The organism is Martinezella tropici, from assembly GCF_003287875.1.
GTDB lineage: Bacteria > Pseudomonadota > Alphaproteobacteria > Rhizobiales > Rhizobiaceae > Rhizobium > Rhizobium tropici_C.
In genome coordinates, this window is the sequence record NZ_QMKK01000044.1 from 214,576 (window position 1) to 229,151 (window position 14,576).

A 14,576-nucleotide genomic window follows, 5' to 3' on the forward strand; every position below is an offset into this window, starting at 1 on the left:
GGTGGGGAGCAAATACCCTGTCATACCGGGCCTGTCAACCATGTCAGGGGCTTTTTCCCACGGCTCTCAGCGCAGAAGCTGTGTGACATGCCCCATCTTGCGGCCTGGCCGTGCTTCGGTCTTGCCGTAGAGATGCACCAGCGTGTCGTCAAGGCGCAGCCATTCCGGCAATGCCTTGATGTCATCGCCGATCAGATTGGTCATGACACAGTCCGAATGACGCTGAGGATTTCCGAGCGGCAGGCCGGCGACGGCACGGATATGCTGCTCGAACTGCGAGATGACGCAGGCGGCTTCCGTCCAATGGCCGGAATTGTGCACGCGCGGCGCCATTTCATTGGCGATCAGGCTGCCATCGGCCAGCACGAAGAATTCGATGCCGATGACGCCGACATAGCCGAGCGCCGTCAATATCTTTTCCGCAGCTTCGCGCGCGGCGTTCGCCGTCTCCTGCGAAATGCTCGCCGGCAGCGTGGAGGTGTGGAGAATGCCATTGCGATGGACGTTCTCGGCCGGATCGTAGCAGGCAACCTTCCCGTCACTGCCGCGAGCAGCGATGATCGAGATTTCGCGCTCGAAAGAGACGAAACTCTCCAGAATCAGCGGCACGCTGCCCAAGGCCGCATAGCCGCCCTCGGCGCTGTCGGCGCTGTCGGCGGTGGAGCGATAGACGCGCTGGCCCTTGCCGTCGTAACCGAGGCGGCGCGTCTTGAGCACGCCCTGACCGCCGAAATCGGCGAGCGCCTTTTCCAGGTCTTCCTGGCTGTCGACGGCATGGAAGCGGGCCGTCGGAATGCCGCAGCCATTGATGAAGCGCTTCTCGATCAGCCGGTCCTGTGCCATTTCCAGCGCCTTCGGCGGCGGATAGACCGTTACCTGCAAGGCAAGATCCTCGGCGGCGGTCACCGGCACGTTCTCGAACTCATAGGTCACGACATCGCAGCGCTTCGCCAGTTCGGCAAGCGCGGCCGCATCGTCGTAGGCGCCGGCGATCTGCTCATTGGCAACATGGGCTGCCGGACAATCGGCCTGGGGCTCGAGGATGACAGTGCGGAAGTTCAGGCGTGCGGCCGCCATGGCCAGCATGCGGCCAAGCTGGCCGCCGCCGATGATGCCGATCGTCTTCGCGCTCATAGGTCGTCCATCGGATATTCAGCGACCGCGGCACTCTGGCGGGCGCGCCATTCGTCGAGCCGGTCGGCGATCTCTTCATCGCCAAGCGCCAGCACCGCGGCGGCAAGCAGCGCGGCGTTGACCGCGCCGGCCTTGCCGATCGCCAGCGTGCCTACGGGAATGCCGGCCGGCATCTGGACGATGGAGAGGAGACTGTCCTGCCCGGAGAGAGCGCGGGACTGCACCGGCACGCCGAAAACTGGAAGAGGCGTCATGGATGCCGCCATGCCCGGCAGGTGCGCTGCGCCACCGGCGCCGGCGATGATGACCTTGAAGCCTTCATCCTTTGCGCCCTTGGCAAAATTCACCAGCCTGTCGGGCGTACGATGAGCCGAGATGATGCGCGCATCATAGGTGATCTCAAGCGCTTCCAAAGTGTCCGCGGCATTCTTCATGGTCTCCCAGTCGGACTGGCTTCCCATGATGATGGCGACAGGCGGTCTTTCGGTCATCATCGTTGCTTTGTACTCCTCAGGCTATGATATCGGGGATGATTTGGTCTTCCAGCTTGGTCAGCTTGTCCTTGATGACGAGCTTCTTCTTCTTCATGCGCTGGATTCGAAGGGCATCGCAGCCCGTCTGGATCATGGCGTTGATTGCGGCGTCATAATCCTCGTGCTCCTGGCGCAGCCGCGCCACGATCAGCCTGATTTCCGCCTGTTCCTGATCGGCCATGTTCATTTCCCCAGCATATAGCGGAATCGTATTCGTTCCGTCTCGTGAATCCCGCAAGCTCCTATCACCAAATGACGGTAACTGGAAGTTATCCTTCATCACGAATTTGCCGCCTATAGGCCACGTTTTCGCCTTCGACAAAGGCTCGATATTATGGCACAGTGGGAGGGTTGACACCTAGAGCCTTGGCGAATGGATGGTCAGGGCTCTTAAAGAGGAAGGAAGGGTCATATGACTGTTCAAGCTCATCTTGAATCGCTCGAAAAGAAACATGTCGCGCTCGAGGAGGCGCTGCATGCGGCAATGTCATCTCCCTCTAGCAATGATACGGAAATAGCCGACATCAAACGCAGGAAGCTGCGCGTCAAGGACGAAATCCAACGTCTGCGTTCGTCAGTTCACTGACATAACGCCCTAAAGTTCAAGAAGCCATCGATCTTGGGGGCAAGGGAGGCAGATCGAAATTTTTCCAGCCAGGATCGATGAGCATTTCCGCCAAAAAAACGGATGCGCCAACATCATAGTGTCAAGGGTAGAGGTTGGCGCAATTTTCTTGAAGTCGCGAAAGCGAAGATGATTTCAGGACCAGAACTGATCCAGCCATAAATTCAGCTTGTCGAAACCGCGGCTGTTGACGGCGTATATGCGCTTCGTGCCTTCATTGGTGACGGAAACGAGATTGCTGTCGAGGAGCGCCTTCAAGTGCTGCGACACCGCCGGGCGGCTGATCGGCAGACCCTGCGCCAATTCGTTGACCGTCTTGGGTGCGCGGCGCAATTCCTCCAGCAAATAGCGCCGGTTCGGATCCGCGATGGCTGCGAAAGGGTCCATGGTCGACATGGCCGAAAGCTACGTCAAACACCAAGGGGCGGCAAGTTAATTGTGCGCTGCATGATATATTGCGCGACGGGCTTACCGGCTGCGCCGAGAATGTCCCGGATTTACGCCACAGATCGCCGTTTCAGCCGCTGCCCCTTGTCAGAGAGAGCTAACGGATTTACTCACGACTATCGAACCGGTGCGCCATCGCTGACGATGGAAGCCGAAACCATGGAAGCTCGCATGACCGTGCCCGAAGATCGTTGCCGCCTCGTTCTCATCGTTCCCGACATTGCCGATATCGAGCAGCAGGTGAAGGTCGTGGCCGATGCGCTGAGGGGCGGGGATGTCGCCTCGGTGATCATTCCCCAATACGGGCTGGATGACGGCACTTTCCAGAAACATGCGGAAAGGCTGGTGCCGGTGGTGCAGGCGGCGGGTGCTGCGGCGCTCATTGCCGGCGACAGCCGCGTAGCCGGCCGGGCCAAGGCTGACGGGCTGCATATTGCCGGCAATATTGCCGAACTTACCGAAGCCGTCGAAAAATTCGTGCCGAAGCTGATCGTTGGCGGCGGCAACGCGGCCGACAGGCATAACGCGCTGGAGATTGGTGAGCTCAGACCGGACTACATCTTCTTCGGCAAGCTGGACGGCGACATCAAGCCGGAGGCGCATCCGAAAAACCTGGCGCTCGGCGAATGGTGGGCCTCCATGATCGAGATTCCCTGCATCGTCATGGGCGGCACCGATCCGAAGTCGGCGCTGGACGTAGCCCTGACGGGTGCCGAGTTCGTCGCGCTGCATAAGGCGGTTTTTGCCGACCCTGCGGCGGCTCCGTCCATCGTTGCCGAAGTGAACGCGCTTCTGGACGAAAAAGCGCCACGGTTTGAGGATTGATAGCGGTTCATGTCGTCAAAGCCTCGATTCCGCCATAGACCTTTTCTTGTCGCGCTCACGGCCGGGCTGACGATATTTCCACTGCTGGCTGCAGCGCAATCGGAGAGTGGCGCCACGTCGTTGCCGGGCGTCAAGGCGCCGGCGGAGAAGGGCGCGCGGCCTGATGACAAGGTTCAGGCCGATGACGCTTCCTCCGTGCCGGATGCACCGGCAGCCAACGAAAGCGTCGTGACGCGGCCGCTGGGTGCCGATGCCGGCACCTTCAAGACCGAGAAGATCCAGCCGGGCAGCGAGCCGAAGGCCGAGGGCGACATGAAGCCCTCGGAAGGTGTCGGGGTGTTCGAGCGCATGGGTGCCAATCTGCCTGCCCTGCCGCCGGAAAAGCCCTTCAAGGGCAAGGTCGACGATGCCTATGGCGCCTTCCAGCGCGGCTACTATCTGACCGCCTTCCAGCGGGCTCTGCCGCGGGCGCAGCTCGGCGATCCGGCCGCGCAGACCCTTATTGCCGAGCTGATGTCGCAGGGATTGGGCGTCAAGCGCGACACCAAGGACGCTGCTTTCTGGTACAGCAAGGCCGCCGAAGGCGGCGATGCCACCTCCATGTTCAAATACGCGCTGATCCTGATGGAAGGCCGCGACGTGCCCCGCGATCAGAAGAAGGCGGATGAATGGATGAGGAAGGCTGCCGAAGCCGGGCAGCCTTCGGCCGAATTCAACGTGGCGCAGATGCTGACGGCCGAAAATCCCGGCGCGAAGGGCCTGCAGATGGCGCTTCCCTATTATGAAAAATCCGCCGAGCAGGGCATTGCCGATGCGCAATATGCCGTCTCGCAGCTCTATCTCAACCTTCCCGACCTGCCACCGGAGAAGAAGGCCCGCGCGCGGGAGTGGCTGTCGCGTGCCGCCAATTCAGGCTTCGACACCGCGCAGCTCGACATGGGTCTCTGGCTGATCAACGGCATCGGTGGCAAGCAGGATCTCGAAAACGGCTTCAATTGGATGCGGGTCGCCGCCTATCGCGGCAACGTCGTTGCGCAAAACAAGCTGGCGCATCTTTATATCAACGCCATCGGCACGAAGCAGGATCCGGTGGCGGCGGCCACCTGGTATGTCATTTCCCGCCGCGCCGGTCTGAAGGATGCAGAGCTCGAGGATTTCTATCAGGGCATCGAGGACTATCAGCAGAAAGCGGCCATCGATGCCGCGAACAAGTATCGTCGCGCGCGGTAGCAGCCGGAGTTGAAACCAGCGTGACGGGCCTGATGTGATGTCAGTGTGCGCGTGCCATAGCCTCGCCACTTGAAATTCTCCCGATTTTATGGTCTTGAGGCCGCCAATCTTTATTTCCGCTGACGCTCCCGCTCCGTCGGGGCCTGCTTTCGAGCCGCCCGGTCAGCGCTTTCTGCATTATCCAAGGAAACCCGATGGCCCGTTCTGCTCTTCTCAATGTCATGGTTCAGGCTGCCCTCAAGGCAGGCAAGTCGCTCAGCCGCGATTTCGGCGAAGTGCAGAACCTGCAGGTTTCGGTGAAGGGACCGGGCGATTTCGTCAGCCAGGCGGATCTGAAGGCACAGAAGATCATCCGTGACGAGCTGATGAAGGCCCGCCCCACCTATGGTTTCCTCGGCGAGGAAAGCGAAGAGGTCAAGGGCACGGACGGCGCTCATCGCTGGATCGTCGATCCGCTCGACGGCACCACCAACTTCCTGCACGGTATTCCGATGTTCGCCGTTTCGATCGCGCTTGAGCGCAATGACGAGATCGTTGCCGGCGTCATCTTCAATCCGGCGACCGACGAGCTCTATACAACCGAACGCGGCGGCGGCGCATTCCTCAATGACCGTCGTCTGCGCGTCGCTTCGCGCCGCGTGCTGTCGGACAGCGTCATCGGCTGCGGCGTTCCGCATCTCGGCCGCGGCAATCAAGGCAAGTTCCTGGTGGAGCTGCGCCATGTCATGGGCGAAGTCGCCGGTGTGCGCCGCCTCGGCTCCGCATCGCTCGATCTCGCCTATGTGGCGGCCGGTCGTTTCGACGGTTTCTGGGAAACCGGTCTTTCACCCTGGGATATCGCGGCCGGCATTCTGCTGATCCGCGAAGCCGGCGGTTTCGTCTCGGATTTCCACGGCGGCAACGACATGCTCGGCACGAGTTCGATCATCTGCGGCAATGAGCACATCCAGAAGGCGCTCGCCGAAGTGGTTAAGCGTCCGATCCCGACGAAGTAAGCCATTCCCCCATTCGCTTTTTCGAATGACAAAACAGTCTGTTGCCAACGGGCTGTTTTGTGCTTTCCGTCTCTTCAATTCGGCACAATGTTGCTCTAGTCTCCGCCTGCGGAAGATACGGTGGCGGAGCGTGTGATGGAAAATGTGAATCTGTCGGATCTCGGATCGACCGACAACGTATCGGGCAATTACACCTACAAGCTCTCAAGCCCGATGGCCTTCTTCTGGACGATGGTTCTTTTTCTGATCATCGTCGGTTTCATCGTGGCCATCCTTTTCCGTCAGGCCCAGGTCGCCTTCCTGCACAATCCCGGGCTCAACGGCCTGATCCTCGGCGTTCTGGCCGTCGGCATCCTGCTGGTCTTCAATCACGTGCTGATGCTGAGGCCGGAGGTTCGCTGGTTCAACCATTTCCGTGCTGTCGGCAATGCGGACAAGGTCGGCCGCAATCCACGGCTTCTCGCGCCGATGCGGGCGCTGCTCGGCAACCGCCGCGCGATGCAGCTCTCCACCGCGACGCTGCGCTCCATTCTCGATTCGATCGCCACGCGCCTCGACGAATCGCGCGATACGTCGCGCTATCTCATCGGCCTCTTGGTCTTTCTGGGTCTGCTCGGCACCTTCTGGGGTCTGATCGGCACCATCGGTTCGATCAACGACGTCATCCAGGGCCTCGATGCCGGCACCGGCGACACCGGCGATATTCTGAGCGCCCTGAAGACCGGGCTTTCCGGCCCGCTGGTCGGCATGGGCACGGCCTTCTCGTCGTCGCTGCTCGGCCTTTCCGGCTCGCTGATCCTCGGCTTCCTCGACCTGCAGGCCGGCCGTGCGCAGAACCGATTCTACACGGAGCTCGAAAACTGGCTGTCGTCGGTTACCGATGTCGGCTCGGATATTGCCCCGGTCATCGAAGGCGCAGCCGGCGCCTCTTCGGAGGATGTGCGGGCGCTGTCGGATTATCTGCGCAAGATCGCAGAGGAAGGCGGCGGCCAGCGCTCGGTGACCGCCATGGCCAACCTCGCCGAAGGCATTCAGGGCCTGGTCAAGAACATGCGCAACGAACAGCAGATGCTGCGTGACTGGATCGAGGCGCAGCAGGAAGAGGCGAAATCGATGCGCCGCACGCTCGATAGGCTCGCCGACCGCATCGGCCACACCGAGAAGACCGGGAGCAAGTAAGCCATGGCGCTCGCCCGCAACCGACGCCACCAGAGAAGCGTCGACTATTGGCCAGGCTTCGTTGATGCGCTCTCCACGCTGCTGATGGCCATCATGTTCCTGCTGACGGTGTTCGTCGTCGGCCAATTCATCCTCAGTCGCGAAATTTCCGGGCGTGACGAGGTCCTCAACCGCCTCAACAGCCGCATCAACGATCTTGTGGAGCAGCTGGCACTCGAAAAGAACGGCAAGCAGGATCTGGAGGATACAGTTGCCAACCTCCAGGCGTCGCTGTCATCGGCGGAAAGCGAACGCTCGCGTCTGCAGTCTCTGCTTGCCGCGGGTTCCGGCAGCAGCCAGGCCGCCGAACAGCGGGCCGGAACGCTGACGCAGCAGCTCGACGAGCAGAAGCAGGTGAGTGCGCGGGCTCTCACCCAGGTCGATCTCCTCAATCAGCAGATTGCCGCACTGCGCAGCCAGATCGCGGCCGTAGAAGCCGCACTCCAGGCTTCTGAGACCAAGGATCAGTCGTCGCAGGTGAAGATCGCCGATCTTGGCCGGCGGCTGAATGTGGCGCTGGCGCAGCGCGTACAGGAGCTGAACCGCTACCGTTCGGATTTCTTCGGCCGCCTGCGCGAAATCCTCTCCGACCGCGATAACATCCGCATCGTCGGCGACCGTTTCGTATTCCAGTCGGAAGTGCTGTTCCCATCGGGCTCGGCCGATCTCAATCCGGCCGGCCAGACGGAAATGACCAAGCTTGCGGCAGCTCTCATCGACCTTTCCAAGGAAATTCCGCCCGAGATCAATTGGGTGCTGCGTGTCGATGGCCATACCGACAATGTGCCGCTTTCGGGCAGTGGCCGCTATCCGGACAACTGGGCTCTCTCGTCGGCGCGCGCCATCGCTGTCGTCAAGTTCCTGATCTCGCAGGGCGTCCCCGCTGACAGGCTTGTTGCGGCCGGTTTCGGCGAATTCCAACCGATCGCACCGGGCGACACGCCGGATGCTCGCGCTACCAACCGCCGCATCGAACTGAAGCTGACCGAAAAATAATTGGTCATTGCTCGGGCGACGCGATCTTATCGAGGCGTGCCTGCAGGAACTGTCGCACGGCTTCGCTGTCACTGAGGCCGATCGCGGTGCGATACGCGTGGGAGGCGCTTTCCGTATCTCCGGCCTCGGTCAGCAAGTGGGCGCGCACGGCCCAATAGGGCTGATAGTTGACAATGTCGCGCTCGGCTATCCGGTCAAGCAGAGCCAAGCCCGCTGCCGGACCTTCCACTTTGCCGGTCACGGCCGCGTGGCTGACGCGCGCGCCAGCCGTCGGCGTCATGATCACGAGCGCTTCATAGAGCTTGGCCAGAGCCGCCCAGTCGGTCGCGCCGGAGCGTCGCCGGTCGGCATGCACGGACTGGATCGCAGCCTGGCACTGGAACGGACCGAACCGCCCGAATGCACCAGCCTTTCGCAACAGATTATCGGCTTCCAGAATCATTTCGGCATCCCACAGGGCCATGTCCTGTTGGTCGAGAGGAACATACCGTCCAGTCGCATCGCGCCGGGCTCCACGACGGGATTGGCTGTAGAGCATCAGCGACAACAAGCCTGCCGCCTCCGGCTCCTGGGGCAGTGTCGCGAGCAAAGTACGGCCGAGCCAGATGGCTTCATCCGCTAGAGATCTTTGCTTGCCGATCTCTCCGTCGACCCCATCCCAGCCGAGGCCATAGGCGGCATATATCGCCGAGAGCACGCTTTCCAATCGGTCCGGCAAGACGGACCGTTCCGGAACGATAAAGGGAATATGTGCGTCGCGGATCTTGATTTTTGCCCGCACCAGCCGTTGGCTCATGGCTTGCGGCGAAACGAGGAAGGCCTTGGCTATGGTCGCGGCATCGACGGCCAGCACGGATTGCAGCATCAGTGGGGTGTGGGCCGAGCGATCCAAAGCCGGATGGGCGCAGACGAAGAGGAGCTTCAAACGCTCGTCCGGAAAGGTGGAATTGTCGGCATTCATGCGTTCCTCCGCTTCTTCGAAGGCCATCATGATCCTGTCGCGCGCTCCGGCCTTGACGTTCTCGTGCCTGACCCCGCGAAGGAGGTTACGCTTGGCTGCAACCAGCAGCCAGGCTTCCGGATTGTCGGGGATGCCGCGTTCCGGCCAGGTGCTCAGCGCTGCTGCGATCGCATCGGACAAAGCATCCTCGGCCGCCGGCACGTCACGGAAGCGCGCGGCGAGAAAAGCAACCAGCTTGCCGTAGGATTGACGCGCCGCTTGCTCGGCAGCGCGTCGGGCATCCGATGCCATGATGGCTAAACCTGCAATCGCGGCCGTATCTCGACCGAACCTTGCTGGGAGATCGGTACGCGTAGCGCCCATTCCAGCGCAGCATCGAGATCCGGCACATCGATCAGGTAGAAGCCGCCAAGCTGTTCCTTGCCGTCAGGGAAGGGACCGTCCTTTACCTCATGATCCTCGCCCTGGCGACGGACGACCGTTGCCGTCTCCGGCGCAGTCAATCCCGCGCCTCCGGTCATGATGCCGGCCTGGATCAGCGCCTGTGTGTAGGCGATCCAGCCGTTCTTGTAGGTCGGATCGGCGCGACGCCCAAAATCCTCGGCTGATTCACGGATGATCAAAGCATATTGCATGAGATAAGTCTCCCATTTGCAGTTTTGACGATGGCCGGACGGCGCACACCGGAAAGCTGAATGCCGGAATATACAACACCGCTGGCAAAACGGCTTCCTGCCGCTTCGATATAATGAGCCGCAAGACCGGCCGAGTTCGACACTCGCTGAAAGATTTTTTTGAAATTGATGGCCGAAATCAAAACGGCCGGCATGCCCAAGGGCAGCCGGCCGGAAATGGCGTTACAACGGATGCTGACGCGAAATCTTAGGCGGTTGCGGTCGTCTGGTCGTCGATGACGGCGCCGCCGACATGCGCCTTGATCGATTCGATGGCATGCAGGGCCGAAGCCTTCGCCTTGTAGCCTTCGGAACCGAACATGGTTTCGCCGTTCGAGGCTTTGAAGCGGAAGCGAAACTCGCCGGCCTTGTCCTTGTAGACTTCAAATTTATACATGGTGCACGTCTCCTAGAATCGCATCAGCGCGGGATAACGCGGAAAATCTAGCTCAACTTCAAAGTTATTTCCATATGGTTGTATTTTCGGCAATAGAGCACCGCACACACTATTCTGTGGCAAGCATGTGTTGCTCTATGCCGGCATCGAACTGCAGGCGCGCAAGCTTGGCATAGATGCCGCCGTGGCGGATCAGGCTCTGATGCGTGCCTTCCTCGACGATACGGCCCTGATCCAGCACCAGAATGCGGTCGGCCTTCAGCACGGTTGCCAGGCGATGGGCGATGACGAGGGTGGTGCGTGTTTCCATGAGGCCTTCCAGGGCCTTTTGCACCAGGGTTTCGCTTTCCGCATCAAGGGCGGACGTCGCCTCGTCGAGCAGCAGGATCGGCGCATTCTTCAGGATGGCGCGGGCAATGGCGATGCGTTGCCGCTGGCCGCCTGAAAGCGTCACGCCGCGCTCGCCGACTTGCGTGTCGTAGCCCTGTTCCAGACGCGAGACGAATTCGTCGGCCTGTGCGGCGATGGCGGCGGCGCGCACTTCCTCGCGAGAGGCATCCGGGCGGCCGAAAGCGATGTTGTCATGGATGGAGGCTGCAAAGATCGTCGTCTCTTGCGGCACGATGGCGATGCGCTCGCGCAAGGCGTCCGGCAAAACATCCCGAGCGTCGATGCCATCTATGGCAACACCGCCCTTCTGCGGATCATAAAAGCGCAGCAGCAGCGAAAAGATCGTGCTCTTGCCGGCTCCGGACGCGCCGACGATCGCGACCGTCTCTCCCGGCTTCACGGAGAAGGAGAGCCCATGCAGCGCCGATCTGTTCGGTCGCGACGGGTAGGAGAAGTGGACGTCGGAAAAATCCACGCGGCCCTGGGGCGGCTGCGGCAAGGGGAGGGGATTGGCCGGAGCTGCGATCGGCGATACCTCTGCAAGGAGCTCGCCCAGGCGATCGGCAGCACCTGCGGCCTGGGACAGCTCGCCCCAGACTTCCGACAGCGAGCCCAGCGAGGAACCAGCGATGACGGAATAGAGGAGGAACTGGCCGAGCGTACCCGCCGACATCGTGCCGGCGAGCACGTTCTGCGCCCCGACCCAGAGAACGGCGACGATGCTGCCGAAAACCATGGCAATGGCGAAGCCCGTCAGCAGCGAACGGGATCTGATCGCCGCGCGTGCCGCCTGATAGGCATCCTCGACCGCGCTGCCATAGCGCCGCGAGGCAGCGATCTCGCCATTATAGGCCTGTATGGTGCGGTTGGCTGCGATGGTCTCGTTGGCATAGGCGGATGCCTGCGCCAGTGTCTCCTGCGCGGTACGCGAGCGCTTGCGCACGGAACGGCCGAAACTGACCAGCGGCAGGACGATGATCGGGATGGCGATCAGGACGATGCTGGAGAGCTTCGGGCTGGTGACGATCATCATGATCACGGCGCCGAGACAGAGGATGAGGTTGCGTAGCGCCACGGAGGCGGTAGCGCCGACCGCGGACTTGATCTGAGTCGTATCGGCCGTCAGGCGCGAGACGATCTCGCCCGACTGGTTGACATCGAAGAAGGAGGGCGACAGTCGCGTGACGTGGTCGAAGACCTCGCGGCGCATGTCGGAGACGATGCGCTCGCCGATGGAGATGACGAAATAATAGCGCAGCGCGCTCGCCGCGGCGAGCACAAGGGCCATGCCCAGGATCGCAATGAAATAGCTGTCGATCAGTCCACGATCGGCCTGATCGAAGCCGTGGTCGATCATGCGGCGCACGGCGACCGGCAGAGCGAGCGAGGTGACGGCTGCAAGGACGAGCGAAACAAGCGCTCCGGCCACCATGCCGCGATATCGCCTGAGGTATGGCGCCAGTCGTCCAAGGGGACGGATTGTACTGTTTTTCTTTTCCTCTGCCGGGCCAGTCTCTGACAAGTCGTCTCCAATCCCCATATCAGCAAGGGACTCGACGTTTCGCCCCTTGTTATCGCCGCTGCCTTCATGTATAGGCACGCCATCTTAATTGGAAGCCGTGGCCTTTAACGGACTGCGGCTTCATTTATTCAATCGGTTCGGTTGCCGCAATGCCTTGCGACAAATGGACCCTGGCATGACAGGAAGATTGTTATGAAGGCCAACATTCATCCCGACTACCACACGATCAAGGTAGTCATGACCGACGGCACCGAATATGAAACCCGCTCGACCTGGGGTTCTGAAGGCGCTGTCATGAACCTCGAAATCGACAGCAAGTCCCATCCGGCTTGGACCGGCGGTAACCAGCAGATGATGGACCGTGCCGGCCGCGTTTCGAAGTTCAACAAGCGCTTCGGCGGTCTCGGCATCTAATCGCTCTGCGATGTGCTGTTTGAAAAGAGCCCGGTTTTGCCGGGCTTTTTTGCGTTGATACAGAGCTTCGCACCCTCATCGCACACGCCGCAGGTAATCTGCGCGGTCGAACGGGTTTGTTGCTGAGCGCTCCCGAACGCGGTGCGGACCCGATAGCGGTGCATAATGATCGAAGGCGTGATCCAGGACACCCGCTCCGCCCGACAATCCCGGCAACTGCCTTTGAATGGCTTGGATCATGGATGATGCCACGATGCCTTCCAGCCGTGCCAGCCCACCGTCGATCAACGATTTTTTCACCGATGCCCCGGATTTTGCCAGCAGACTATGCGCGCCGGTCAGCGCCGTCGCTGGTATCTCGATATGAAAATGCTCGATGGGCTCGCACAGGATCGTGCGCGCGGACGAAAGCGCCGAAGCCAGCACCAGCGGCGTCAGCTTGCGGAAGTCCACCGCCGTCGTGGCCGGCGAGCTTTGACGCGCCGTCGTCATGGCGACGTGGCAATCGATGACTTGCCATCCGAAAAATCCTTCTTTCAATGTTTCGAACGTGGCTTCCTCGACGGCCCGGTAGAAGCTTGCCGGCATCTGGCCGACGTCCACTTCCAGGGCAAAGCTGTTGCCGGTGCCTTCCGGCCGTGGCTCGACGCGCAATCCGACGGTTGCGAGAAACGGATTGGGTTCCCTGAATATATGCTCAACCGCGCTCCCCGTTCCGACCGGCCTTTCGACATAGATGACGGTGCTTTCCTCGAAGGCGATGTCCAGGCCGAACTCGTTCGAGAGCGTCGCCTGGATGACCTCTTTCTGCACCTCGCCATAGAGCGAAACGTATATTTCGCCGGTTTCCTCGTTGGAGCGCAGGTTGATGAGCGGATCCTGTTCCGCGAGTTGGCCAAGGGCGAGCCAGAGCGCCGCGGTTTCGGAGGGGCGCATCGGGCGGACGCGTGTTTCCAAAGTAGGCGGCGCAAAGTGGCGAAGGCTTCCAAGTGACGTCTCGGTGCCGATCCAGTCGCCGATGCGGGCATTCGCGAGCCCGCCAACCTTGGCGATCTGCCCCGCGCTGATCTGCGTGACCTTGTCGGCTCGGCCGCTCCTGAAAAGCTGAAGGCTGCTGACCTTTGCCGGGCCGCGAGAAGTTTCGATGTCATCTCGAAGGTTGATCGTGCCTGATGCCAGATAGAGATAGGCGAGCTTCTCGCCGCCCCATCCGCGTTCGATCTTGAAGATCGTTCCGGAAACCGGACCATCAGGATTCGGACGCCGGCTCGGAAGCAAGGTTTCGATTGCCGAGATCAGGGTGGGGGTGCCAAGGCCCCGTGTCGCCGCACCGGCAAATGCCGGGTGAATCAAAGATTTTGCCACCTGATCGACGAGGGCGCGCTCCAGCCTTTGTCTCGTCAGGCGCTCCGGATGAAGCACGTAATCGGCCAGCATGGCGTCGTCGTTGACTGTAAGCGCCTCGCATAGGTGCGAGAAATGAGGATCGCTTCCAATATCTGCGGCTTCCACGACAGCGAGCCTGCCGCCGCCATTGCCGACATCCGACATCGTAACCGGGCGAACCGCCAGCTGGGTCGCAAGATCCTTGAGAACGTCATCGTAACGCGCGCCGAGGCGATCGATCTTGTTGATGAAGAACAGGAAGGGGATGCCGAGGCGCCGCAATGCGCGGACGAGCACGCGCGTCTGCGGCTGCACGCCCTCCACCGCCGAAACGACGACCACGGCCGCATCGAGCAATTGTAGGATCCGTTCGATCTCGGCGATGAAGTCCGGATGGCCTGGTGTGTCGATGAGGTTCACCGTCACATCGCCGATGGCAAAGGAAACCACCGCCGCGGCAATGGTGATGCCGCGTTGTCTTTCGAGTTCGAGACTGTCGGTCTGCGTATTGCCGGCATCGACGCTGCCGGGTTTGTCGATTATGCCGGTGTCGAAAAGGAGTCGCTCCGTAAGGCTAGTCTTGCCTGCGTCTACATGGGCGAGAATGCCCAGATTCAATGTGCGCATAGTCCATCATCTTCTCAGAATTTCGGATTTGATTTTCGTGAGAAGTGAGCCGGCGCATTGGGTCCTCCACGCACATCGATATCGGCTTGCCAGCCTTTCGTATGAGAAAGACTGGCACTTCTTTTTACAGATGTTTCGCGGAATCCGTCAACCTTTGCCCGGTTTCTACTTTGGGCTTAACTTTGCGTGTGGCTTTTCCGAG

17 protein-coding genes are annotated in these 14,576 nt (G+C 60.9%); 7 read left to right on the forward strand and 10 right to left on the reverse strand.

The window, feature by feature from the left end:
* Positions 1-66: 66 nt before the first annotated feature.
* From DQ393_RS19355 to DQ393_RS19365, 3 genes are read right to left on the reverse strand one after another with little or no spacing between them, the layout of a single operon-like run.
* The gene (locus DQ393_RS19355; protein WP_112343360.1) at positions 67-1,134 is read right to left on the reverse strand and encodes a 5-(carboxyamino)imidazole ribonucleotide synthase; all 1,068 of its coding nucleotides are present in this window, start codon (positions 1,132-1,134) and stop codon (positions 67-69) included.
* A complete protein-coding gene (purE, locus tag DQ393_RS19360) occupies positions 1,131-1,625 on the reverse strand; it encodes a 5-(carboxyamino)imidazole ribonucleotide mutase (RefSeq protein ID WP_069613329.1) in 495 nt (164 codons plus the stop codon). The genes DQ393_RS19355 and purE overlap by 4 nt, the downstream gene beginning before the upstream one ends.
* 19 nt (positions 1,626-1,644) lie before the next feature.
* Positions 1,645-1,848, reverse strand: coding sequence for a YdcH family protein (locus DQ393_RS19365; protein WP_075851912.1), 204 nt, complete (start codon positions 1,846-1,848; stop codon positions 1,645-1,647).
* Positions 1,849-2,079: 231 nt separating this feature from the next.
* On the opposite strand from DQ393_RS19365, the gene DQ393_RS19370 reads away from it, so the two are divergent.
* Positions 2,080-2,253, forward strand: a complete 174-nt coding sequence (locus DQ393_RS19370; protein WP_069613224.1) for a YdcH family protein — start codon at positions 2,080-2,082, stop codon at positions 2,251-2,253.
* A gap of 174 nt (positions 2,254-2,427) precedes the next feature.
* Here DQ393_RS19370 and DQ393_RS19375 read toward each other — a convergent pair whose 3' ends face one another.
* Positions 2,428-2,688 (reverse strand): ArsR/SmtB family transcription factor, encoded by a 261-nt coding sequence (locus tag DQ393_RS19375; RefSeq protein WP_034476040.1) that lies wholly within the window; start codon positions 2,686-2,688, stop codon positions 2,428-2,430.
* Between the two features lie 222 nt (positions 2,689-2,910).
* Between DQ393_RS19375 and DQ393_RS19380 the strand changes: the two genes are divergently transcribed.
* From DQ393_RS19380 to DQ393_RS19400, 5 genes are all read left to right on the forward strand, one after another.
* Positions 2,911-3,564 (forward strand): thiamine phosphate synthase, encoded by a 654-nt coding sequence (locus DQ393_RS19380; protein ID WP_112343426.1) that lies wholly within the window; start codon positions 2,911-2,913, stop codon positions 3,562-3,564.
* A 9-nt stretch (positions 3,565-3,573) separates the two neighbouring features.
* Positions 3,574-4,794 carry a tetratricopeptide repeat protein gene (locus DQ393_RS19385; protein WP_112343361.1) on the forward strand — a complete coding sequence of 407 codons (1,221 nt, stop codon included), beginning with the start codon at positions 3,574-3,576 and terminating at the stop codon, positions 4,792-4,794.
* Positions 4,795-4,988: 194 nt separating this feature from the next.
* Positions 4,989-5,789: an inositol monophosphatase family protein gene (locus DQ393_RS19390; protein ID WP_112343362.1), complete on the forward strand. Its 801-nt coding sequence runs from the start codon at positions 4,989-4,991 to the stop codon at positions 5,787-5,789.
* 135 nt (positions 5,790-5,924) lie between these two features.
* A complete protein-coding gene (locus DQ393_RS19395) occupies positions 5,925-6,968 on the forward strand; it encodes a flagellar motor protein MotA (RefSeq protein WP_112343363.1) in 1,044 nt (347 codons plus the stop codon).
* A 3-nt stretch (positions 6,969-6,971) separates the two neighbouring features.
* Complete coding sequence (locus DQ393_RS19400) at positions 6,972-8,003, forward strand: peptidoglycan -binding protein (protein ID WP_112343364.1); 1,032 nt, start codon at positions 6,972-6,974, stop codon at positions 8,001-8,003.
* Positions 8,004-8,007: 4 nt separating this feature from the next.
* Here DQ393_RS19400 and DQ393_RS19405 read toward each other — a convergent pair whose 3' ends face one another.
* The 5 genes from DQ393_RS19405 to DQ393_RS19425 all read right to left on the reverse strand — a co-directional run bounded on the left by DQ393_RS19405 (position 8,008) and on the right by DQ393_RS19425 (position 11,965).
* The gene (locus DQ393_RS19405; protein ID WP_112343365.1) at positions 8,008-9,255 is read right to left on the reverse strand and encodes an RNA polymerase sigma factor; all 1,248 of its coding nucleotides are present in this window, start codon (positions 9,253-9,255) and stop codon (positions 8,008-8,010) included.
* A 5-nt stretch (positions 9,256-9,260) separates the two neighbouring features.
* Positions 9,261-9,599: a YciI family protein gene (locus DQ393_RS19410; RefSeq protein ID WP_112343366.1), complete on the reverse strand. Its 339-nt coding sequence runs from the start codon at positions 9,597-9,599 to the stop codon at positions 9,261-9,263.
* A complete protein-coding gene (locus DQ393_RS19415; protein ID WP_112343367.1) occupies positions 9,584-9,793 on the reverse strand; it encodes a hypothetical protein in 210 nt (69 codons plus the stop codon). Before DQ393_RS19415 ends, DQ393_RS19410 begins: the two co-directional genes overlap by 16 nt.
* 53 nt (positions 9,794-9,846) lie before the next feature.
* On the reverse strand, positions 9,847-10,035 hold the full coding sequence (locus DQ393_RS19420) for a YegP family protein (RefSeq protein WP_015341032.1): 189 nt from the start codon (positions 10,033-10,035) through the stop codon (positions 9,847-9,849).
* 109 nt (positions 10,036-10,144) lie between these two features.
* A complete protein-coding gene (locus DQ393_RS19425; protein ID WP_112343368.1) occupies positions 10,145-11,965 on the reverse strand; it encodes an ABC transporter transmembrane domain-containing protein in 1,821 nt (606 codons plus the stop codon).
* Between the two features lie 174 nt (positions 11,966-12,139).
* Here DQ393_RS19425 and rpmE point away from each other — a divergent pair, with 174 nt between their 5' ends.
* Entirely contained in the window at positions 12,140-12,361 is a 222-nt protein-coding gene (gene rpmE, locus DQ393_RS19430) for a 50S ribosomal protein L31 (protein ID WP_034503571.1), read from the forward strand.
* A gap of 75 nt (positions 12,362-12,436) precedes the next feature.
* Here the strand turns inward: rpmE and DQ393_RS19435 are convergent, their stop codons facing one another.
* Positions 12,437-14,374: an elongation factor G gene (locus tag DQ393_RS19435; protein ID WP_112343369.1), complete on the reverse strand. Its 1,938-nt coding sequence runs from the start codon at positions 14,372-14,374 to the stop codon at positions 12,437-12,439.
* Positions 14,375-14,576 lie beyond the last annotated feature (202 nt).